General features: G+C 59.9%; 21 protein-coding genes. 16 read left to right on the top strand and 5 right to left on the bottom strand.

Translation table 11 applies throughout. From position 1 onward, the window contains the following. Nucleotides 1-159 precede the first annotated feature (159 nt). The 4 genes from ACZXDY_RS33605 (at nucleotide 160) to ACZXDY_RS33590 (ending at nucleotide 3,605) form a co-directional block, all read left to right on the top strand. Complete coding sequence (locus ACZXDY_RS33605; protein WP_464348497.1) at nucleotides 160-1,389, top strand: carbohydrate porin; 1,230 nt, start codon at nucleotides 160-162, stop codon at nucleotides 1,387-1,389. A gap of 145 nt (nucleotides 1,390-1,534) precedes the next feature. Beyond that, nucleotides 1,535-1,681, top strand: a complete 147-nt coding sequence (locus tag ACZXDY_RS33600; RefSeq protein WP_464348496.1) for a hypothetical protein — start codon at nucleotides 1,535-1,537, stop codon at nucleotides 1,679-1,681. Nucleotides 1,682-2,183: 502 nt separating this feature from the next. Continuing rightward, nucleotides 2,184-2,846 carry a phasin family protein gene (locus tag ACZXDY_RS33595; protein WP_464348495.1) on the top strand — a complete coding sequence of 221 codons (663 nt, stop codon included), beginning with the start codon at nucleotides 2,184-2,186 and terminating at the stop codon, nucleotides 2,844-2,846. A gap of 183 nt (nucleotides 2,847-3,029) precedes the next feature. Next, nucleotides 3,030-3,605 (top strand): hypothetical protein, encoded by a 576-nt coding sequence (locus ACZXDY_RS33590; RefSeq protein WP_464348494.1) that lies wholly within the window; start codon nucleotides 3,030-3,032, stop codon nucleotides 3,603-3,605. 491 nt (nucleotides 3,606-4,096) lie between these two features. On the opposite strand, the gene ACZXDY_RS33585 is transcribed toward ACZXDY_RS33590, so the two are convergent. The 3 genes from ACZXDY_RS33585 to ACZXDY_RS33575 all read right to left on the bottom strand — a co-directional run bounded on the left by ACZXDY_RS33585 (nucleotide 4,097) and on the right by ACZXDY_RS33575 (nucleotide 5,167). After that, nucleotides 4,097-4,360 carry a GlsB/YeaQ/YmgE family stress response membrane protein gene (locus tag ACZXDY_RS33585; protein ID WP_464348493.1) on the bottom strand — a complete coding sequence of 88 codons (264 nt, stop codon included), beginning with the start codon at nucleotides 4,358-4,360 and terminating at the stop codon, nucleotides 4,097-4,099. 40 nt (nucleotides 4,361-4,400) lie between these two features. Then, nucleotides 4,401-4,856, bottom strand: a complete 456-nt coding sequence (locus tag ACZXDY_RS33580) for a YidB family protein (RefSeq protein WP_464348492.1) — start codon at nucleotides 4,854-4,856, stop codon at nucleotides 4,401-4,403. Nucleotides 4,857-4,972: 116 nt separating this feature from the next. Continuing rightward, a complete protein-coding gene (locus tag ACZXDY_RS33575) occupies nucleotides 4,973-5,167 on the bottom strand; it encodes a hypothetical protein (RefSeq protein ID WP_464348491.1) in 195 nt (64 codons plus the stop codon). Between the two features lie 1,214 nt (nucleotides 5,168-6,381). Here ACZXDY_RS33575 and ACZXDY_RS33570 point away from each other — a divergent pair. The 7 genes from ACZXDY_RS33570 to ACZXDY_RS33540 all read left to right on the top strand — a co-directional run bounded on the left by ACZXDY_RS33570 (nucleotide 6,382) and on the right by ACZXDY_RS33540 (nucleotide 12,025). Continuing rightward, a complete protein-coding gene (locus ACZXDY_RS33570; protein WP_464348490.1) occupies nucleotides 6,382-6,786 on the top strand; it encodes a hypothetical protein in 405 nt (134 codons plus the stop codon). Between the two features lie 560 nt (nucleotides 6,787-7,346). Further along, a complete protein-coding gene (locus tag ACZXDY_RS33565) occupies nucleotides 7,347-7,784 on the top strand; it encodes an Hsp20 family protein (protein WP_464348489.1) in 438 nt (145 codons plus the stop codon). Between the two features lie 436 nt (nucleotides 7,785-8,220). Next, nucleotides 8,221-8,403 carry a hypothetical protein gene (locus ACZXDY_RS33560; RefSeq protein ID WP_464348488.1) on the top strand — a complete coding sequence of 61 codons (183 nt, stop codon included), beginning with the start codon at nucleotides 8,221-8,223 and terminating at the stop codon, nucleotides 8,401-8,403. A 200-nt stretch (nucleotides 8,404-8,603) separates the two neighbouring features. Next, on the top strand, nucleotides 8,604-9,164 hold the full coding sequence (locus tag ACZXDY_RS33555; protein ID WP_464348487.1) for a YciE/YciF ferroxidase family protein: 561 nt from the start codon (nucleotides 8,604-8,606) through the stop codon (nucleotides 9,162-9,164). Between the two features lie 544 nt (nucleotides 9,165-9,708). Next, the gene (locus ACZXDY_RS33550; protein ID WP_464348486.1) at nucleotides 9,709-10,797 is read left to right on the top strand and encodes a glycosyltransferase family 4 protein; all 1,089 of its coding nucleotides are present in this window, start codon (nucleotides 9,709-9,711) and stop codon (nucleotides 10,795-10,797) included. Between the two features lie 208 nt (nucleotides 10,798-11,005). After that, nucleotides 11,006-11,326: a hypothetical protein gene (locus ACZXDY_RS33545; RefSeq protein ID WP_464348485.1), complete on the top strand. Its 321-nt coding sequence runs from the start codon at nucleotides 11,006-11,008 to the stop codon at nucleotides 11,324-11,326. Between the two features lie 15 nt (nucleotides 11,327-11,341). Continuing rightward, the gene (locus tag ACZXDY_RS33540; protein ID WP_464348484.1) at nucleotides 11,342-12,025 is read left to right on the top strand and encodes a hypothetical protein; all 684 of its coding nucleotides are present in this window, start codon (nucleotides 11,342-11,344) and stop codon (nucleotides 12,023-12,025) included. 450 nt (nucleotides 12,026-12,475) lie between these two features. Here the strand turns inward: ACZXDY_RS33540 and ACZXDY_RS33535 are convergent, their stop codons facing one another. Further along, on the bottom strand, nucleotides 12,476-12,916 hold the full coding sequence (locus ACZXDY_RS33535; protein ID WP_464348483.1) for a hypothetical protein: 441 nt from the start codon (nucleotides 12,914-12,916) through the stop codon (nucleotides 12,476-12,478). Between the two features lie 1,096 nt (nucleotides 12,917-14,012). Here ACZXDY_RS33535 and ACZXDY_RS33530 point away from each other — a divergent pair. Together ACZXDY_RS33530 and ACZXDY_RS33525 are read left to right on the top strand one after the other, a co-directional pair. Further along, nucleotides 14,013-14,231, top strand: a complete 219-nt coding sequence (locus ACZXDY_RS33530) for a LuxR C-terminal-related transcriptional regulator (protein ID WP_464348514.1) — start codon at nucleotides 14,013-14,015, stop codon at nucleotides 14,229-14,231. 453 nt (nucleotides 14,232-14,684) lie between these two features. Continuing rightward, nucleotides 14,685-14,987 carry a helix-turn-helix domain-containing protein gene (locus tag ACZXDY_RS33525; RefSeq protein ID WP_464348482.1) on the top strand — a complete coding sequence of 101 codons (303 nt, stop codon included), beginning with the start codon at nucleotides 14,685-14,687 and terminating at the stop codon, nucleotides 14,985-14,987. Nucleotides 14,988-15,377: 390 nt separating this feature from the next. On the opposite strand, the gene ACZXDY_RS33520 is transcribed toward ACZXDY_RS33525, so the two are convergent. After that, nucleotides 15,378-15,860 carry a phage terminase small subunit P27 family gene (locus ACZXDY_RS33520; RefSeq protein WP_464348481.1) on the bottom strand — a complete coding sequence of 161 codons (483 nt, stop codon included), beginning with the start codon at nucleotides 15,858-15,860 and terminating at the stop codon, nucleotides 15,378-15,380. 216 nt (nucleotides 15,861-16,076) lie between these two features. Between ACZXDY_RS33520 and ACZXDY_RS33515 the strand changes: the two genes are divergently transcribed. The 3 genes from ACZXDY_RS33515 (at nucleotide 16,077) to ACZXDY_RS33505 (ending at nucleotide 18,833) form a co-directional block, all read left to right on the top strand. Beyond that, a complete protein-coding gene (locus tag ACZXDY_RS33515; protein WP_464348480.1) occupies nucleotides 16,077-16,472 on the top strand; it encodes an MAPEG family protein in 396 nt (131 codons plus the stop codon). 656 nt (nucleotides 16,473-17,128) lie between these two features. Next, complete coding sequence (locus ACZXDY_RS33510) at nucleotides 17,129-18,004, top strand: alpha/beta fold hydrolase (RefSeq protein WP_464348479.1); 876 nt, start codon at nucleotides 17,129-17,131, stop codon at nucleotides 18,002-18,004. A gap of 169 nt (nucleotides 18,005-18,173) precedes the next feature. Further along, complete coding sequence (locus ACZXDY_RS33505) at nucleotides 18,174-18,833, top strand: methyltransferase family protein (protein ID WP_464348478.1); 660 nt, start codon at nucleotides 18,174-18,176, stop codon at nucleotides 18,831-18,833. The last annotated feature ends 230 nt before the right edge of the window (nucleotides 18,834-19,063 follow it).

Raw genomic sequence — 19,063 nt, 5'->3', positions numbered from 1 at the left:
AGCCGGCGCATCGCGTGCACGATCCTCACGATCGGGCTGCTTGCAGCGACCCACGCGGTCGCCCAGGAGGACAAGAAGACCGACGACGACAAGCCCGCCGATCCGGATACGGGAGAGAGCACGGTCGAGGAGAAGACGCTCGGGCTTTTGCCGAATCCGTTGCAGAAATACGGAATAAAGTTCGCAGCGACTTACATCGGCGAAGTGCTCGGCAATGTGTCTGGCGGCCTGAAGCAGGGGGCGATCTATGAAGGGCGGTTGAACCTGGCGATGGATGTCGATCTGCAGAAGCTCGTCGGCATCGATAAGCTTACGTTTCACGCGAACATGTTTCAGATCCACGGTGAGGGGCTGTCGCGCAGCAACTTGCAGAACTTCTTCGTCGTCAGCGGCATCGAAGCGCTGCCTTCCACCAGGCTCTACGAAGCTTACTTCGAGAAGCAATGGGGAGAGAAAAAGGCTTCGCTGAAGTTTGGCCAGCTTGCGGCGGACAGCGAGTTCTTCAACACCAAGTACACGGATGTCTTCACCAACTCCTCCTTGGGCTGGCCAGCAATTACGTCGGTCGATCTGCCCAGCGGCGGCCCATCGCCGCCGCTGGCGGCGATGGGCGCCAGGCTATTAGTCAACGTCACCGATCAGTTATCCATCCTGGGCGGCCTCTTCGACGGCAACCAGGCGGGCCCGGGCGCCGGCGATGCGCAGGAGCGCGATCGCTACGGCATCAATTTCCGCGTCAACGATCCGCCTCTTCTGCTTGGTCAGATCCAATACGCCTGGAACAACAGGAAGGGCGACCCCAATCTTACCGGCCAGATCAAATTCGGTGGTTGGCGGCATTTCGGATCCTTTGCCGACCAGCGTCTCTCGTCTAACGGCGTTTCCCTCGCCTCGCCTGCGAGCAGCGGCGCACCCCTGCTTCTGTCCGGCGACGTCGGAGGATGGGCGGTCTTCGAACAGCAGATATACCGTGTGCCTCACAGCGACGACCGCGGCATCGGGCTATTTGCTCGCTTGGCCGGAGCGCCTGCGGATCGCAACCTGATCGACCTCTACGCGGACGCGGGCATCGAATTCATCGGCCTCAGCGAGGCCCGTCCGGACGACAAGTTTGGGATCGCCGCCGGCTACGCTCACGTCTCCAAGCGCGCGCAAGCCCTTGATGCAGACTATCGAGCAGTCGTCGACCCGACTTGGCCAACGCGAAGCTTCGAGGGTCTATTCACCGCCGTCTATCAATATCAAGTCCGCGACGGATGGACCGTGCAGCCCAACTTCCAATATCTCATCCATCCGGGCGGCGGTGCGACCGATCCGTCGGGCCCCTTGGCGGGAAAGGTTCTCAAGAACGCGACCGTGTTCGGCCTAAGAACGACTTTGAAGTTCTAGGCCCTTGTCCGGACATTCGAACCCAATTTGGTCTGTCAGGGAACAAGGCGGCCCGCCTGCCAAGCAGCCGGACCGTCACGTAAGGCGAATTAGACGTCGCTGGCACCCCCTCCGCTTCTCAGGCAATGACACGTGGGAGGCTACAATGAGCACGCACAAGGTCGATATCGGCGACTACGATCCCCAGCGCGACGACCGAATAAAGATCACAGATGACGATACATGGGTCCCTTGCCGCATCTGCCAAGAGCTATTTTACGCGTGCGGCTCGGCGCGCGACCTCTCACGCTGATCATCCAAGCCCGTCAGCCCAATGGTCAGCCGGGAGGTAGCGATGCCCCGGCGCTATCCCACGATCGACGCCGCGGCCGTCTTTTCTCGGCTTCCGATTTCAGCTTTGCGGCCCGCCCCAGTACAGACGCCTCGGATCGAACAAGGCGCTCGGTTGTTGGCGAAGCGCGCGCAGACCTGGAGCTGCAGGATAACGTGAGCAGAATCGATTCATCGAGCCCTCCAACGCGTTCGGCGGCCACGGCGGGCATGGATAGCGAGCGCTACCTCTGATGTATTTCTCCGCCCCGGCCGGAGAGCCCACGCGGGGCTTGGCACGTGTTACGCACCCGACGAACCGAACTTGTCCCACTAATTCCTGCACAGCATCGAACATCCCAAAAGCTCAGCGCCGCTAGGAACGGCCCTAGAGCGCCGGCGTTTGTTTGCACCTGGCCCGCGAGGCGCAGGGTCGAAAGCACCGATCCAAAGCGAATCATCCATCCAAGAACTTGAGAAGGGCAATGAAACACAACAAGAAGTCGAACGAGGAAACTAAACCCAAGCAGAAAGCGATGGAGGCAATGAAGATGGCAACTCCAGATCACGAGGATAAGGCAAGCCAGACTGCCCAATCTGTCGGCGAAAAAGTGCGACGCACCGAAGAAAGGGCAGCTGAGCAGACCAAGCGCATCGCAGAAACTGCGATTGACGCGGGCCAGGAGGTGACCCGGGTCAGCGCCGATCTGCTCCGGCAAAATGCCGAGACGCTACAGAACGCCATGCGGTGCGGATTGGAGATGACGACGGCCGCAATAGGTCGCTCTACCGATCAGTTCAATCGCACATTCGACTTGTCGGGTGACGTGCAACAGGCAACTGAACGGTCGGCGCGCAACACCGCAGCCACACTGCAATCCACCAGCGCGGCTGCCCAAGCGATGAGCGAAATGTATCGAGAGTATTTCGCCTTCGTTCGGCACCAGATGGAGAATACGATAAACCGCATGAGCCAATTCTGGGCCTGCCGAACTCCTCAAGACGTCGCCGCCCTGCAGAGTGATATCATGCGTGAAACTGTTCAGAATGCGGTGGAGAGCAGCCGCCGGATGGTCAACATCATGTCGCTCAAGGTCGACGACGCCGCAAAGCGCATGGCTCAAAATACGGACCGACCTGCCGCCTAGCGCGGCTTGCCTGGCGTGGGAGGCGCGAATCCTGGAAAGCTGTCACACTTGGTCACTCTTATGCGTGACTTGCGGGCACGCACTCTAGGATTAGAGTCGTCGCGCGCAAACGACGACTTCTTCAAGGGCCTGACTCCCGGTTAGGTCCTCATTTTTTTGCGACTTTACCGGGCAAGCGCAGCCATGATGTCAATCCCAGGAGAGCATACCGAGCACCATGTATGGTGGTTGGTCATTTGCCTGCCCATTTCGTGCCTTGATAATTCATCACAACAAGCTGACGACGCCAGCTTGCTCGCCGATCTAGGCCGCCTGCGAGCCATGCGTAGCCAAAGCTACTTTCGTCGGCGTTTACTTAGCCGCTTTGCATTTGCCGCGACCCGCCGTCGGTACCGACGAACTATTTCATCGGCCGAAGCGCCAGTCATTACCCTTGCACTGGCTTTGATAGCAGCATCTATCTTTTCGCTGATCATGAGTTCAGCTTCGCGCCGTGCGGTTCTGCCGCCCAGCATAAGCTTCATCATTCTCAGCCCAATTACGCGGTTTGCTTCCACTGTCAGCATCGTCAGGGCATTGAATGTTCTGTATCGCCGCATTGCCTACTCTTCCTTGCTGCGCCATCGGCACCGGGAGAACCAGCGCCACGGTCCGGGGTTCCGTGCCCGCACTATGCAACGCGAGCGACCGGGATGCGGCACCGCGATAGCCGAAGGGGATACCGAACCAACTTCGATAAAACGGGTTGGCGGCCACTGATGCCGGCGAAGTGTGACAACGACCTCTTGAAGAGAACGCCTGTGATGGAGGACAATCCCGACATTGTGGAGACGACAATCAACGCGATTGTGCGTTCTGGCGCTAGCGCCCCGGCGCGGCCACGAGGATCAACGCCGCGGCGTGCGCTCGCTCTCAAGCCGACCAATTGGGGCAGAGGGCTTTGATGATCAGCGCGAAGGTTCTAGAGGAGAGCACGGACACAGTTAAATCGCCTTCCGGCCTCGCCCTTCGTCGTCGGCTGTTTTTCTGTACTGTTCAGCCTCCGTCATCGCAACAAAAATTCAGCAGCCTTGAGCAGAAACAACATACGAGCCGGAGCGCTTTGAGGCGATCGTATCGAAGGATGACGAGCTAGATTAATTCGCCTCCGCTCGTGACGTTATCACGCCATCGCATGGGAGACATCCAGCGGAGCGGCAGCTGTTAGCGCAAAGTCGACCCGCGGATGTGCTTCATACTCGGGCAGTTCTTCAGATTGTGCGCCGTTGTCGGCCAGCGATGAGCCCGTACGCAAACAGCACGATTATCGCACCCACAACAGCACCGATGAGTCCTGCGCCCTCTCCGGGATGATACCATCCCAGAGCTTGCCCAAGGTAAGTCGCGACGAAAGCACCGACGATGCCGAGGATGCTTGTGAGGATGAAGCCGGAGGGCTCATTATCGCCCGGCATAATGAATTTGGCTATCACCCCAGCGATGAAGCCAATGATAATTGTCCAAAGGATACTCATTTTGGTACCTCTACTAAAGTAAGCGATGACGGCAGCGGAACTATGCGGCCGGCAAACGTCCATCCGGCGTGTACTTGTCGACTGCTGCGGGCAGTTCGCGGGACAGCCTCGCAAGGATCTCCTCTTGAGAAAGCCCGGTCTGCTGTTCAAGTTTCTCCAATACGTCAGAGCCGATCGCTTGCTTCAGCTGCGGCGCCGAGATCTCTTTATTGGGACCCGGGTTCACCCAGGACTGAGCCACTTCGCCCTGGCCATTTTGGTTGAACTTCTCCAGTAGCTCGCCGATTCCGCCGCTGAGCAGTCCACCCACTCCTGACCCACCGAGCATGCCAGTGAGATTGCCAAGTAACCCACCGAGCGGTTGCTGAGTGCCCGTCGCGTTTGGAGACTCAGCGCCTATGCCTTTGAGCAGCTCCGCCAACTTGTCTCGGTTCTGATACCCGGCAATGGCGAGCAGTCCCAAAAGTGCAGTCATGGATGGCATTCCGCGGCTCATCTGCGGCTCCTCGAGAAGGTGGTACGTCGAAACTCTCTGGCTTTGAGTCTGTTCCTAATCGGAGAAGTCGGCATTTGCGGCCAAGCCGCCCGGCTTCCCAGCGGCCGCCGGACGGGTCAACTAGAAACAGCGATGTCTTCCAGCGTCTCACTGATCGGCGAGCGCACGTCGGCGAGCGCTTTGCGGTAGCCGATCCCGCGGTGATATTGATCCCAATCTGCGAGATTGCCGGACGTGATGGCGTCGACCGCCAGCTCGTCCAGTCTGGCCTTGACGCGTTTGGCCAGCTTGATGTCGGTGATGATGTTCACTTGAGCCGCTCTCCCCTGTCCCGCGAAAGGTCAGCCGCCAAGGTCATTTCTTCGCCTTGGCGTTGTCGCCAGGCTTCCCGGTCTTCTCGAGACGGCCATCGCCCGAGCCGGCGCCACGGCGAAGCCCTTCTTGTTCGACGTCTTTTGGCGCATCGCGTGGGAGCGGCGACCTCCTTCATCGGGTTTGTCAGTCATGCCTCTTCGTCAGTGGACTAAGATGCGTGGGCCGCGATTGTGGACCACTATGACAAGTATTCAGACGAGCAGCGAGCTGACCCGTTTCAGCGCCCTGCAGTGTTGAGAGCCGACTGCGAGAGTAAGCGCCCGCACTGAGCAGCCGCGCGAGAGCGCGTCACGCGCGGGCGCTCCACCGTCGAGGTAAAACCAGCAACGAAATCGTTCGATATTCGTCGAATCTTGGCTTCCGGTCGTATCGCTCCCTCAAAAGGCGCGGCCGGAGCAAAACCCACCAGGTTGGCGGCCCCAGTGGCGACTCGGGCCGTTTGGCTCGCACCTTCCCCGCATCGAGCTAATGCACCCGGGCAAGTTGAAATTCGACAATAGAAATGCTGGCGCCCGCGTCAGCTGGCCGCGGCAGCAATCCCCCACGTGTAGGAACATCGCCGAAAACAGAAGGTTACGGAACCAAAGTTCCGATTTGTAGAAGGCGCACAGAATGACTTATTCCCCGGACGTGAGTCGATCAGACGACCACCTCCTCCCCAGGCGAGTGCAGTCGCTCCCGCCGACGAGGTCCGCACAATCATGCTGAATCAGATCTGTTGGGGTGCCGTCTTCGCCGGTGCCACGATTGCTCTCGCGATGCAGATGATCCTCAACATGATTGGAATCGGCGTAGGCTCTCGACCGTCGACGTCGCGGCGGGAGATACACCGAGCGCCGGATCACTTTCCATTGGAGCTGGCATCTGGTGGGTCCTCTCCGGAATAGTTGCGGCCGCGATTGGCGGCTACATCGCTGGGCGGCTTTCAGGAAAGGCATCGCAAACGACAACCGCCTATCACGGTCTGATTGCGTGGGCGGTTTCCACCCTCATCGTCGTGTACCTGCTCTCGTCGGCAGCCTCGGGTCTGATTGGCGGCACCCTGAGCACGGCATCGTCAGCACTTGGAGGAGCTGGTAAAGCCGTCGGCGGGTCCTTGCAGACTGCGGTCCAGACCGCAGCGCCTTCCTTAAACAACATGAGCGATCCGATGGCGATTATCGAGAACAAGATTCGCAGTGCCTCGGGCGGCCAGGATCCCGCAGCACTTCGAGAAGCCGCAGCAACAGCCGTTCGTGCGGCGCTCTCAGGAGACCCCGCACAACAGGCCGCTGCGACGGATAAGGCTGCTGATGCTTTGGCCAAGGCGCAGAATATTTCCCTCGATGAGGCCAAGGCTCAGGTTGCACAGTACCAACAGCAGTATCGAGAAATGATTGCCAAGACCAAACTACAAGCACAGCAAGCGGCGGATACAACAGCCAAGACGGTATCGCGCGGGGCTCTATTCGGTGCTCTGGCTCTTTTGCTGGGCGCTTTGGCCGCGTTTTTTGCGGGTCAAGTTGGTGCGGTAACGCCGACAGTCACGCGTGGATCAGCGCGGTCATTCACTTGAATGATGTGGAGAAGCCGTCGTTGAAGGCGGCCCGGTGGCGCCGTAAGTACCCACCGGGGCCCCACCAGGCGGAATCAGGGCTGTTGATCTAGCATACTCGGCCCCGCCGAGTTTTACGTCGGGGCGGATGCCAGTGCGGACGGGCCGTAGGTTGGTGATCTGGAAGCCACGTGGCCACCGGAATACCTGCCGCTACTGATTGGTGCAGGCGGTCGCATAAAAGCGAAGGCCTTCGCGTTTTGGGCGCGACGAACTGACCTCGCTTCTTGGAACCTGCAGTGATTTAGCGCCCAACTGCTGGGATGGCCGCGCTGCCACTCGGCGAACATGAATCGTCGAATTCCCGCTGGGCGCCAGACCTGGACAATGCCGGGTTCGACCTGGCTTGTGATACACAAGAATTTTTGTCGCCCCCTTGAAACTTTTTCTTCCGTTGCAGATTTTTTTGGGCGCCGCAGGTAGCGGTTTCGGGGCGCCTATCGGGCCCCGAACTAAGAGGCGGGCACCGGCAGGTGTCCGGTGCCGGCTCGTAACCACGTTGCTCTTAGGAGGATTTGGCTATGAGGTATGATTGGACGCCGCTCTGGAGGTCGACCATCGGCTTCGACCGCCTTTTTGACGCTCTCGACGAGGTCCAGCGGACCGCTGAAGAGAGCTACCCCCCTTACAACATCGAACGGCTCGACGAAAATCGCTTCCAGATCTCGGTGGCGCTTGCCGGGTTCATGCCAGATGAAGTCTCGCTCACGGTCGAGCAGAACGTGTTGACGCTCGAAGGCCGCAAGGGCGAGAAGGAAGAAAAGACGTTTCTGCATCGCGGCATCTCGGCGCGCTCGTTCAAGCGGCAGTTCACCTTGGCCGACCATGTTGAGGTCAAGGGTGCCCGCTTCGAAAATGGCCTTCTGATCATCGATTTTCAGCGAGAAATTCCCGAGGCCATGAAGCCGCGCCGTATCCCGATCAATAACGTCGCACAGATCGAGGCCAAGGCAGCCTGATCCATCTGATCTTCGCAGATCAACCCCGGCCGCGCGGTGATCCGCGCGGCCACATCCCAGCGCATTTCAGAACTGGAGGCAACCCCGCCCTACGGGCGCCGGAGGCCATCAAGGCGCCCGTCCACATCGATGACATCCTTGAAGCCTGGTGCGCGCTAGATGGCGGCCCCGCAATCCGCCTGGCGGGAAGCCCATGCGCCTGCGCCCGACCGAGCGGCGAGCTGCGGCCTAGAACGGAGTGGCATTGATGAGGGAAACCGAAACAATGCATTGCGAGGCCGAGCCGACCGAGGGAGACCTTGAGCGGAGTCTCAACGTAGAGGTAGCGGCCTAGCGGTCAGTTCGTCCGCGCTACGGAGTGACGGCGACGGGCGTCCCGGTTATTCGGCACGGCCTGCCGTCGCGCGGTGCATTCCATGGCGCTCAGAGCTGAACCATGCCTTACCATGTTTATTCGCGGCAGGGTCCGGGCGCGTTCAGCGTCATCGTCGAAACCGCCCGCCAGGCCCTCGAGAAGGCCGCACAATTCGCCGAGGAAGGACATCCTGATGTGGTCTTCAAGGACCTGCTTGGGACGGACTGCGCTGGTCGCATTGGCGGAGGCGATGAAGAGCCTTAAGCCCGCTCTCGGCGGTTGCCCTTCGCCTTGCCCTCGCACCGACGTTAGCGTGACCATTTTCAAGGGACCGCCGCGCCGGGCTGGCAAAGCGACGAGCCGTGTCGCCCGGGTACACCTAGAGGAACCTTCAAACTCTCGGCAAGTTGATCGGCCGAGGAGGACCGCGTCCTCCTGATGCATCTCTTACCCTGGAGGGACTTATGGCCAAGCGTGCGCAGAAAAAGCGAGCGACGTCCCGGCGGACGCGACAACCCCGGAAGAAGCTGAGCGATCTCTTCCACGAGACGCTCAAGGACATCTATTTTGCCGAGAATAAGATCATCAAGACATTGCCGAAGATGGCCAAAGCCGCGCAATCGAGAGAACTCGCGAGCGAGTTCACCAAACATCTTCGCGAGACCCAGGGACAGGTGAAGCGGCTGGATAAGATCTTCCGCTTGCTTGGCAAGCCGGCCCGCGGCAAACCATGCGAGGCCATCATTGGCATCACCGATGAAGGCGCCGAGATCATGCGCGACTTCAAGGGAATGCCCGCACTCGATGCCGGCCTGCTGTCCGCAGCCCAGGCGGTCGAGCACTACGAAATCTCCCGGTACGGAACGCTGCGCACCTGGGCGGAAGAACTCGGCATGTCGGATGCCGTGCAGCTGCTGCAGGCCACCCTTGAGGAGGAAGAGGCGACCGACCACGCGCTGACGGAGCTGGCAACCTCGGTGATCAATTTAGAAGCAGAGCAAGAGAAGATGTTGGAAGCGGCCTAGAGCATGATGGAGCCGGCAGCCGATCAACTCGGCGAGACGCCGCGGTGTCGCTGCGACATCACGAGTTGGCCCCTAGAGGAACGAACATCGGTTGCTCCGCCTCGCAACGAATCTCTGTAGGTCAGATCTTAAAGGAAGATGCGGCGCGTACGTCAGTAGGAACGGAATTGGTCGGTGGTCGAATCTGTGCTTTCGCTCAAACACCCTCTGGCGCCCTCGGAAAACCCCGCGCTTCCCATGGCGGGGTTTTCTTTTGAACCTTTTTCGACATCCCGAGTCAGAAGTGCACTGGGGATTTCAGGGCCCAGTAGTTAGCGCAGCGCCCCGTGACGAATATAGTCCGTCAACGCGGCGCTGTTGCTTTTTAGAACTCGACCTTAAGCCACACTCACCAGTTCGCGGCTCACGCCCCGAAAATCCACTGCGCCAACTGGGGAAAACCGACCTGCAGCTGCGGGAAAAATCAGCAACGCCGTTGGAACGCTCGGTACGTCTTGCTTGTTCTCGCACGGTCGCCAAGGAGCAAAGGTCCGGACGAGCTGACATGCGCATTGCCCAGATCGCGCCCTTGGCCGAAAGCGTTCCTCCCAAGCTTTATGGCGGGACAGAAAGGGTGGTCGCGTGGCTGGTCGACGAACTCGTCAGCCTCGGCCACGAAGTGACCTTGTTCGCCAGCGGGGATTCTCGCACGCGCGGGAATCTGCATCCGGTCTGGCCGCGCGCGCTCCGTCTCAGCCGGCCTGCCGCCGATCCCGCGGCCGCCTGCACCGCTCTGCTCGAGGCGATCGCGCAGCGGGCCGAAGATTTCGAGGTCGTGCACTCGCACATCGATTGGCTACATCTGCCGCTGCTCAGCCGCCTCGGCGTGCCCTTCATCACCACGATGCACGGACGGCTCGATCTGCCTGGGTTGTCGGATGTGGTCCGTCAGTTTTCCGACGCCCCTTTCGTCTCGATATCCGACAATCAACGTCTGCCCCTGCCGAGGGTGAATTGGCGCGGTACGGTTCATCACGGTCTTCCCGCCGACCTATTCCGCCCTTCGTACGGACGAGGGTCCTATCTCGCCTTCCTGGGGCGCCTCACTGCCGAAAAAGGACCAGAAAGCGCAATCCGCATCGCGCGCGCCGCCGGGATGCAGCTTCGCATCGCGGCCAAGCTGCCTCGCGGCGAAAGGCGCTACGTTAAGGAGCGGCTCGAACCGCAAATCGACGGCACGCGGGTCAGGCTCGTCGGTGAAGTGAACGACGAGGCCAAGCAACCGTTTCTGGCGGGAGCCGCTGCGCTGCTCTTTCCCATCGATTGGCCCGAACCGTTCGGCCTGGTCATGATCGAAGCGATGGCATGCGGCACGCCCGTCATCGCGTTTCGCTCCGGATCGGTCCCCGAGGTGATCGAAGAAGGCGTCACCGGTTTTGTGGTCGACGACGAGGAGCAGGCTGTTCAAGCCGTGCGGCGGTTGGGGGACCTCGATCGCAGGCGCGTGCGCGAGCGGTTCGAGGAACGTTTCACGGCAGGACGGATGGCCGTAGACTACGTCTCGCATTACCAGTCGGTGGTGAACGCCGGCTCCGCCCCTGAGCGCAGACATAAGTTGCTTGCGGGTGAGGTGAGCGCTGCTTCCGCCACCTGATCGCGGCCGCGTGGTCTGGGAGCGTGTAGGATTCACAGCGCGCTTACATGCCGGGAACGTCGAAATAAGAGGGCTCAGCTCAAGAGGCGCTAAGCTGAGGCCCTTGCGGCTCGCTGCCGTCGCTGATGCGACAACGTCGACCGGGAAAAATAGGAACACTCATTCGACGCTCAGTTGTTGTCTACATCTTTCAATGAGGCGAACAACAATGAAACGTAGCTTACTTGTATTGTTAAGTACTGTGGTGCGCTCGGCGAGCCCGGCGATGGGGCAAAATCCTCCCGCCCGGTCTGGCCCGAACAACAGCGCCATTAACAGCTCAGGTCAAAACGATTCGAACGCCCCCGTCGCTGGCGGCAATAGCTTCACCGAGGGCCAAGCAAAGTCGAGGATCGAGGAAGCGGGCTACTCGAATGTTACCGCCTTGAAAAGGGATGACGACGGCGTATGGCGCGCCAAAGCTAACAAAGGTGGTTCGCCGACCAATGTCAGCGTGGATTTTCAGGGCAACGTGAACTCAGCTAAGTAAAGAAGGTACCTTGACATGACTGTTACAATTTCGCGCCTCTATGACAGCTACGCCGATGCGCAACGGGTAGTTGCCAGCCTGGAGGCGGCAGGCGTGCCGCACTCCGAGATCAGCATTGTCGCCAATAATTCGGACAACTGGTACAGCGCCGATAGAAAGATAGATCGTGATGCCGACGGCGTGGATGATCGCGCCGAAGGGGCTGGTAAAGGCGCTGGAATCGGTGCTTACGTGGTCGCGCCCCGACTACTCGTTGCCTTGGTTTTCTGCCTCGTTCCAGCGCTCGCCTCCGCGGCAAACACCGAATGGCGAAAATACGTGATCCCGAGCACCGGGACCAACGTCGATATCCCGGTGACAATTTTCACCGAAGACGCAGGACCGCCAGAAGGCGGAACGGGGCGGCGCTTCTTTACGAAGGACCACCGAGCAAATTTGACTGTGCAGTCCATTCGCAATCCTGAGAACGACTCACCTGCCACTTTTCTCGCAAAGAAGCGACCGCCTGCTGGCATCCAGTACAAAAGGGTGACACCACGCTTTTTCGCGGTGTCCAGCATTCGTAACGACCGGGTCTGGTATAACCGTTGCAACCGGGCCAATGGAAGTATGAACTGCGTGTTGATCAATTATCCTGCCGCGGAAGAGCGTCAGTGGGATGCGGTTGTGACCCGGATTAGTCTCTCGCTGGCTAACTAGCCGCCGTTTGCGACATCACGAGTCCGCCCCTAAGAGGAATGAACAAAGGTTGTTCCGCCTCACAACGAATCGCTTTAGGTCAGATCTTAAAGATGCGGCGCGTGCGTCAGTGGGAGCGAAATCGGTCTGTAATCGTCGAATCTGCGCTTCCGGTCGAACGACTCTGGCGCCCACGGAACCCCGCGCTTCCTACGGCGGGGTTTCCTTTTGAACGTTTCGCGACAAAGTGGACTGGTTTTCGGGGCCCAGTGTTTAGCGCAGCGCCCCGTGACGAACATACTCCGTCAACGCAACGCTCCTCCGGTTCGATCCGGGCTTCAGTTAAGGTGACCTACTTCTTCGTCGATACGGTGTTGCAGGGGTTCGGACAATTTCGGAAATACGCTGCTCTTGAACCATGGGTCTCCTCGCGTTGTAGGGGGAGCGCGACCGGTCTCTGCTTGCTTGTTGTCATTGCATCGTGATGGTGACGCCGCCCACGGCCGCCGACACTTCGGTGCCGATCTTGGGGCCGCTAAGCTGCAGGATAACCCCGTTGGCATTCTGCAGCTGTACGCCGCCGGCGCCGGCTGCGATGGCGCCACCTGCGCCACCCGCGGCATAGCTGCCTGCAAGGTCTCCCGGGCTGCGCAGGTTCAGCGCCCTGCCCACGAACTTCGTTGTCGATGCGCCGATCGTGAAGCCCACGCTCATACCCGACACCGTAAATGGATACTTCTTGCCGCGAAACATCAACACGCCCTGGCCGCCGCCAACGCCGACTATGAACCCGCCCTTCGTGAAGACAACGCTCACCGCGCCAGTTTCGGCGAAGGTCGGAGTCGCAAGGCCGGTCAGCCCCCAAAATCCCAAAACAGCCGCCAACGTCAATCCTGTCCGATCTCTTCTCATCGCTATCCCTCATCCTGTCGCAAGAAATGATCTTCGGAGATGCGACGATGCTTATCAGGCCGGTCCAAGCCAGCGCTCAGACCAACAAGCGGATATCCACTGCCGGTCACGGATCATTTCCGGAACACGCATCGTTGGGTGCCCGTTCGCATCTCCGATCATCACAGGCTGCGCGCCGGCGGACCACACTCATTGATCCAAATCAGATGGCGAGCACGACCATAACCACAATGCTGAGAATCACGACTTTCCTCACGGACAGTGATATGGGCGTGCACACTCTGTCCGAATAACCTTCGGAAAAGCGGCTTTTGTCGCAGGGATAGGGTTCGGAAAGGCGTCCTGATCTTTCGTGGAAAAAGATATCCATTCGACGGTTCTAGCGTCAGTTGGGGAGCCACAGCGGGGATATTGACCAACAAACTCGTTGGCACTGTTCTAAACCTGAGCAAGCCAGAGGAGTTTGCGAGCGATTGCGCTGCCACGGGGGTGGAGCGGCTGTGGCGGCCGGTGTCAGCCGTCTGCGGTTGCAGAACTCAAGGGGCGTTAGGTGTCGAGCTTTCGGCAGCTACGCGGATGTCAATATCACGATGCGGTAAGTAGCACCGCTTTCAGCACGATATCCGAACGGGACTCGGAAGTTCTGCGGAGCAGCGGTCTCTTAGCGCGAGCCTGGTAGTCAAAGGCGCTGCCGGTGCTCGCTGCGGCTTCGGATGGCACGAACTGCACTTTCGAACTCCGAAAAATGGAATTAGCTTGTTGCCGCAGATTTGGGCCGGGAATGCATACGTTTATTCGCCGTCAAACTCCGCCGATCAGTGGTGCCCATGTGACCGTCGCCGTCGCTCGAATGCGATCGCGAAGGACGCTACTGGGTTTCCAGTCGCGCCTCGAAAGGCATAGCGATAGCGATATCACATTCAAAGCTATTTTGTTCTTATCGGTATTTCTCGCTGATTTAATGGTGGTCATCGCACTTTTTTCAACGTAGCCCGGACCGCCTTTGGGGGATTCCAGTACGGAAATGGGGTCGATCTAGTTGCACGCGAACGAAGAAGACGCCGCATCGCAATGCGAACCGGCAAGCGAGTGGATCGTGAGTTTGAGCGCGCGCGAAAAGAGGCTCCTGAGGCGATTGGCTAAAGGGAAAACGAATAGAAAAATCGCAGCGGAAATGGGCGGCACCGAATTCCAGATTGCTGCACAGCGCCAACGACTGATCGACAAACTTAAAGTTCGGTCGCAAGCGCAGCTTGTTGAAGCGGCAACCCGACTCGCACCTTGGGCGCCAATGGGGAGGCGGCTTCCAACCTGAGCATGGACGGAAGGCCGGAGGCCGCGCGGATGCACTCGCGGTCAAAGTGCAGGCGACGCGCTGGACCGCGACAAAATACCGAGGCAGTAACACTGCCATTTCTTCCCGAAAGAAACTCCCCTGTTGCAGTTCTGGCACGGCTTTTCGCGGAGCCAATCATCTGTGCAGGACCTCCATAATCTTGCGAGCAAGCATATCGCAGAACGGGTCGTTACGATCAATCACGCCCAGCAAGTTTAGAGCGTGATTGAAGGCCTTTGTTCAAAAGCTCTTGCGGCGTGCGCTTGTCTTTCAACAATCGATTAATTGGCATTGTCCCGTCCCTCAGCCGACGCAAACAAAAACCAGCCCCTTTCTTATAGCACTGGTTCTCGTTGATGGCCGCGAAACGCGGAAGGAGCACTGAGCCTTCACGAACATACGCACCTAGAAACTGCCGCTTTTCGGGAAAAGGTGGTAATCTTTTCCGGGCGGCGGGATGAAGCGCTACAGCATTTATGTGTTTATGATGATCGGAGCGGATGGAGTGAGCGCGTGCTAGAATTGAGCCCGCGCGAAAAGAGGCTTTTGAGGCGCTTGGCCAAAGGGATGACGGATCGCGCCATCGCAGCGCAAATCGGCGGCACCGAACGGCAGATCAATGAGCAACGCCAAAGGCTCGTCAACAAACTCGGGGCTCAATCGCGAGCGCAGCTTGTCGCGGCGGCGATCGAGCTGGCACCTTGGGCTTCAAGGGCGAAACCGCATCACACCTGACACAGCCACCCATGCCCTGTGGACCCAGCTGCGCGTCTTTCATGGGTGTCGCAAGGGCCTGCTTCTGAACGCACCATATTCAAGCCTTTCCTCGAACTTCGGCGGCACGTCGTCGAGCATGCGGGACCGCCTCGCCGCATCTAGACATCCGCTGATCCGTTACTGGCCATGGCGATCGGGAATTTCTTAGTCGAATGCTGGAAGCATGTTTGGCCGAAACGATAGCAGACGTTGAGGTCGCAAGGCTCCGCCCGAGAGTTATCTCTTGACGGCGATCATGGAGAAAAGCTGCGAGGGCGCTGCCGTCAAACTCCGTCCGCTCTTCGAGCAGTCCAGGTGCGAGCGCGATGGACAAGCCCGGCGAGCCCGGAAGCTCGATCCCCGACAGTCTCAGCCGAGCAGCCCGTCGAACTTCGACGGCGGTGGCGGCGGCGTAATGCCGCTGAGCCGCAGTCGCCCGGACGGCGTCAGGCCGAACTGAGCCCCAATGCGTTGCATGTCGTTCATCGCTTGGCTCGCAATGCGCAAAAGCGGGTTCGTGACCTGACTGCCTGCGCTACCCTCGATCGTCAGCGCGTGGCCACGCGGGTCCCGCTTCGCCATTTGCTCGATGACCTCCTCGGCCTGTCGCAGCAGGGCGGCGGCGCTGCAGTAGGCCGCGAGCGGGCCGACGTCGAGGACGGTCAACAAGTTCAGTCGATGCAGCTCGGGCGCGACGTGCTGCCATTCCTTCTTTGCGTAGGCGTTCAGATGCCGTGGCGGCGATGGACATTCCTCAGCGCGTGCAGGCTGGGGCGGCGAGCGCGCCGGACGCTTGCCGGGGTTGCCCTTGAGCAGGCGGAGACGTGGATGTTCAGGCGGCGGACCGGGCATGAGAGCTTCCTTTCCAGCCCCCAGCTGGCCGCAATCTACCACGGTTTTCGTCAGATCGGGCCGAGGTCCGCTTGTGAGGTCATAACGTATGTTGGATGCTCACCGCGGGCATGTCGCGTTTTGACTCACAAGCGATTCCACAGCGAAGCCTGGGCGACTCGAAGGCGTAGATTGCTAGCGGTTGGTTCCCTAAAGCGCGGAGTTCGGCTTTCGAATATGACTATCGAACTGACCCTGCTGGCTGCAAGTGTAGTCCTCGGCATCGTGCACATCATCATCGTGTCGCACTTGCAGAGCTGGCAACGAGGCTATTGGTGGACTGCCAGCTCGAGGGAACAGGGCGTGGCGCCGCTCACCGGCACTGCCGGAAGGGCCGAACGAGCACTGCGAAACTATCTTGAGACCTTTCCGTTCTTTGCCGCCGCAATTCTCGTTGTCACCGTGACGAACACGCACAGCTGGCTCACCGTGTGGGGAGCCCACTTCTACTTTTGGGGTCGCATCGCCTACGCAATCCTGTACACGGCCGACTTGCCGTTAGCTCGTTCGCTCGTATGGAACATCCCGACGATCGGCATCCTAATGAATGTTGCCGGACTGTTCCTGAAGTGACGACCCCCAATCGCGCGCGTGGTTGCGGTTGGCGCAGATCCCCTAGCCTGCGGCGCTACGGACGAGGTTCAGCGCGATTGGCTGGACGCCGGAATCTCGCACTCAAGGCACCGCTTTATCGGGTTGTACGGACCATGGCGTGAGGAGACGCGCACGAAGGCAACTTTAGCGATTGGCTTGTGCGTCGCGTTCCTGGCGATTCTCACCGTGCTTCATGTGGTGGAGCCAGAGTTCAACGCGCCCCATCTGATCGGCGAATACCAGTTGGGCCGCTTTGGCTAGTTGATGTCGCTCGCGTTCTTCTGTCTGGGGGCGGCGTCGCTCGTTCTCTTCGCAGCAGCAAGTATTATGCTCAGCCATGGCCGGTGTTTCGAGTCTCATGGCGACGAAGTCATCAGAAGGATATTTGGAGCGCCGGCGCCTTGAACGTAAAACTCGTTCGGCCGCGCCGAGAGCCAATTTCGGCCTTTTGGGCCCAAGCGGTCCTAACCGCAGCGCAGCAGTCTCCCCGCCTTACACAGATGTGCTATCCTTTCGGTCGGAGGCGCCGACCGCGCCCACCTCAGGACCTCCTCGCCTACGGCGAGGTGATCTGATGAAACGACGCGAATTCATCAGGCTTGTCGGCGGCGCGGCGCTCGGTCCCCGAGGGAATGATGGCCTACCAAGAAACTTTTGTTCAGCGGCACCACCACCGGATCTACGTCCGAGATCACCCCGGGGCGGAACCGGCGATCATTCTCATGCACGGATTCCCGGACAACGTACACCTCTACGACCGTCTGTCTCCCTACCTCTCGCCGCCGCGCCGGGTCGTGCTATTTGACTTTCTCGGGTGGGGCAGTTCGGATAAGCCGTCCGGCTACCCTTACACCACCGACAATCAAGTTGGTGACCTCGATGCCGTCATCACCCAGCTGGGGCTCGGGCAAGTCGTCCTCGTCGCGCACGACGCCTCGGGCCCTCCGGCCATCGATTGGGCACTGGCCCGGCCTGAGCGCGTAGCCGGCCTGGTGTTGTTGAACACGTACTACTGCGAAATGCCGACGCTGCGGCGGCCAGAGGCGATCTGGCTCTTCTCCACGCCGGTGATCAGAAGCGTCGCGAGGCCTGTGTCGCGGATGTTCGGGAACTGGCTCTTCCGCCGGATGTACTGGTGGCAGGTTGGGAGGTTCATCCGAGACGCGGAGGTCAGACGGGAGTTTGTGCCGCTGCTGTATCAACAGTTCGACGCCACGCCCAGCGCCCGCCCTGCCTTCTTTCGCCTGAACGAGGACTTACTGCCCATGGTCCGATCGCGCGCACAAATGATCCCCAGGCTGAAAGAGTTCAGGCGCCCGGTCCGGATCATATTCGGCGACGCCGATCCTTCCCTGAACAGCGGCGTCGCCCGGACCTTCCACGAGTTCCTCCCGGGCTCCGAACTATTCCTGATCCCGGGTGCTCGACACTTCGTCCAACTGGATGAGCCGGAGCAGGTCGCGCGGTTGATCCTGGCCATGCCCTCAGGGCCAGGGAGTCCGACGGCCTAATGTCGGTAACAAAATCGGCCACCGAAGCCGGCGCGTGTTTGGCTTCGTATGTCGATCGCATCGTCAGGGGCGGGAAACCCTGCCGACTCACAAGTGCAGGCTCCCACGGCGGTGGATCTAGGGTCATGTGTGGCACCACTTCGCTTCCTCTGACATGGTAAAGCAGCGGATGCCAGTCTCGGCTTACCTCACGGCAGGCTTGTTCGTGGTCGCGGCGGCCGCCGCATTGTTCGCAGCAGCCGGCACGGTCGCCATCCCAGGCTTTTGGGCGTATCTCGCAATCTTCGCCGCCGTCATGATCGTTTCGTTCGCGGCGCTCGATCCGGACCTCCTGCGCGAACGGATGCGGCCAGGCGGCAAGAAGCCGCCGCTCGCGCTCAGGGTCTTCTCGCTCGTTCTGTTCATGCATTGGATCGTTGCCGGGCTCGACCGTGGCCGTTTGCATTGGAGCGACGACGTGCCCGGCTGGCTGCAAGGCCTTTGCCTGTTGACGGTCGGGTCCGGTTACGCCCTGGCACTATGGGCGATGCGCGTGAACCGGTTTTTCTCGTCGGTCATTCGCATCCAGACCGACCGCGGCCAGCACGTCGTCACCACGGGACCCTACGCCTTCGTCCGCCATCCCGGATACACCGCCGGGATTCTGATTATAGTGGCGAGCGGACCCGCACTCGGATCGTGGCTCGCGACCGCGCTCGTTGTGATCTTCAGCCTGCCGTTTCTGCTCTATCGCACCATCACGGAGGATCGAATTCTTCAGGCAGAGCTTGCGGGCTATTCGGATTACGCCGCGCGGGTCCGATGGCGGCTCATCCCGGGGATTTGGTGAGAGCCAAGCCTCATCTGGGAAAAGCATGCTCCTTACCAAACCGGGCCGCTCCCATGTCAGAGAGACCGACGAAACCCAGCGTCGACCCACTTGTCAGCAATTGGGGGCAGACTGGAAACGGCCAACGTGTGGTCAGAACGACGCGAATGACCTCGGAACGGACATTCTGAACGTGTTGAAAGCGCCTAGAGTTTCACTAACTCGGCGGGCTGCTGGCATCAGCGCTGACG

The organism is Bradyrhizobium sp. LeoB3 (assembly GCF_055456055.1).
The sequence above is the reverse complement of the archived record's forward strand: the minus strand, read 5'-3'. Positions and strand labels throughout refer to the sequence as shown.

Coding starts and splice junctions, on each gene's coding strand:
- ACZXDY_RS33600 (WP_464348496.1), top strand. CDS start 1,535: ATGAGCACGCACAAGGTCGATATCGGCGACTACGATCCCCAGCGCGAC.
- ACZXDY_RS33595 (WP_464348495.1), top strand. CDS start 2,184: ATGAAACACAACAAGAAGTCGAACGAGGAAACTAAACCCAAGCAGAAA.
- ACZXDY_RS33590 (WP_464348494.1), top strand. CDS start 3,030: ATGATGTCAATCCCAGGAGAGCATACCGAGCACCATGTATGGTGGTTG.
- ACZXDY_RS33585 (WP_464348493.1), bottom strand. CDS start 4,360: ATGAGTATCCTTTGGACAATTATCATTGGCTTCATCGCTGGGGTGATA.
- ACZXDY_RS33580 (WP_464348492.1), bottom strand. CDS start 4,856: ATGAGCCGCGGAATGCCATCCATGACTGCACTTTTGGGACTGCTCGCC.
- ACZXDY_RS33570 (WP_464348490.1), top strand. CDS start 6,382: ATGGCGATTATCGAGAACAAGATTCGCAGTGCCTCGGGCGGCCAGGAT.
- ACZXDY_RS33565 (WP_464348489.1), top strand. CDS start 7,347: ATGAGGTATGATTGGACGCCGCTCTGGAGGTCGACCATCGGCTTCGAC.
- ACZXDY_RS33560 (WP_464348488.1), top strand. CDS start 8,221: ATGCCTTACCATGTTTATTCGCGGCAGGGTCCGGGCGCGTTCAGCGTC.
- ACZXDY_RS33555 (WP_464348487.1), top strand. CDS start 8,604: ATGGCCAAGCGTGCGCAGAAAAAGCGAGCGACGTCCCGGCGGACGCGA.
- ACZXDY_RS33550 (WP_464348486.1), top strand. CDS start 9,709: ATGCGCATTGCCCAGATCGCGCCCTTGGCCGAAAGCGTTCCTCCCAAG.
- ACZXDY_RS33545 (WP_464348485.1), top strand. CDS start 11,006: ATGAAACGTAGCTTACTTGTATTGTTAAGTACTGTGGTGCGCTCGGCG.
- ACZXDY_RS33540 (WP_464348484.1), top strand. CDS start 11,342: ATGACTGTTACAATTTCGCGCCTCTATGACAGCTACGCCGATGCGCAA.
- ACZXDY_RS33535 (WP_464348483.1), bottom strand. CDS start 12,916: ATGAGAAGAGATCGGACAGGATTGACGTTGGCGGCTGTTTTGGGATTT.
- ACZXDY_RS33520 (WP_464348481.1), bottom strand. CDS start 15,860: ATGCCCGGTCCGCCGCCTGAACATCCACGTCTCCGCCTGCTCAAGGGC.
- ACZXDY_RS33515 (WP_464348480.1), top strand. CDS start 16,077: ATGACTATCGAACTGACCCTGCTGGCTGCAAGTGTAGTCCTCGGCATC.
- ACZXDY_RS33510 (WP_464348479.1), top strand. CDS start 17,129: ATGGCCTACCAAGAAACTTTTGTTCAGCGGCACCACCACCGGATCTAC.
- ACZXDY_RS33505 (WP_464348478.1), top strand. CDS start 18,174: ATGCCAGTCTCGGCTTACCTCACGGCAGGCTTGTTCGTGGTCGCGGCG.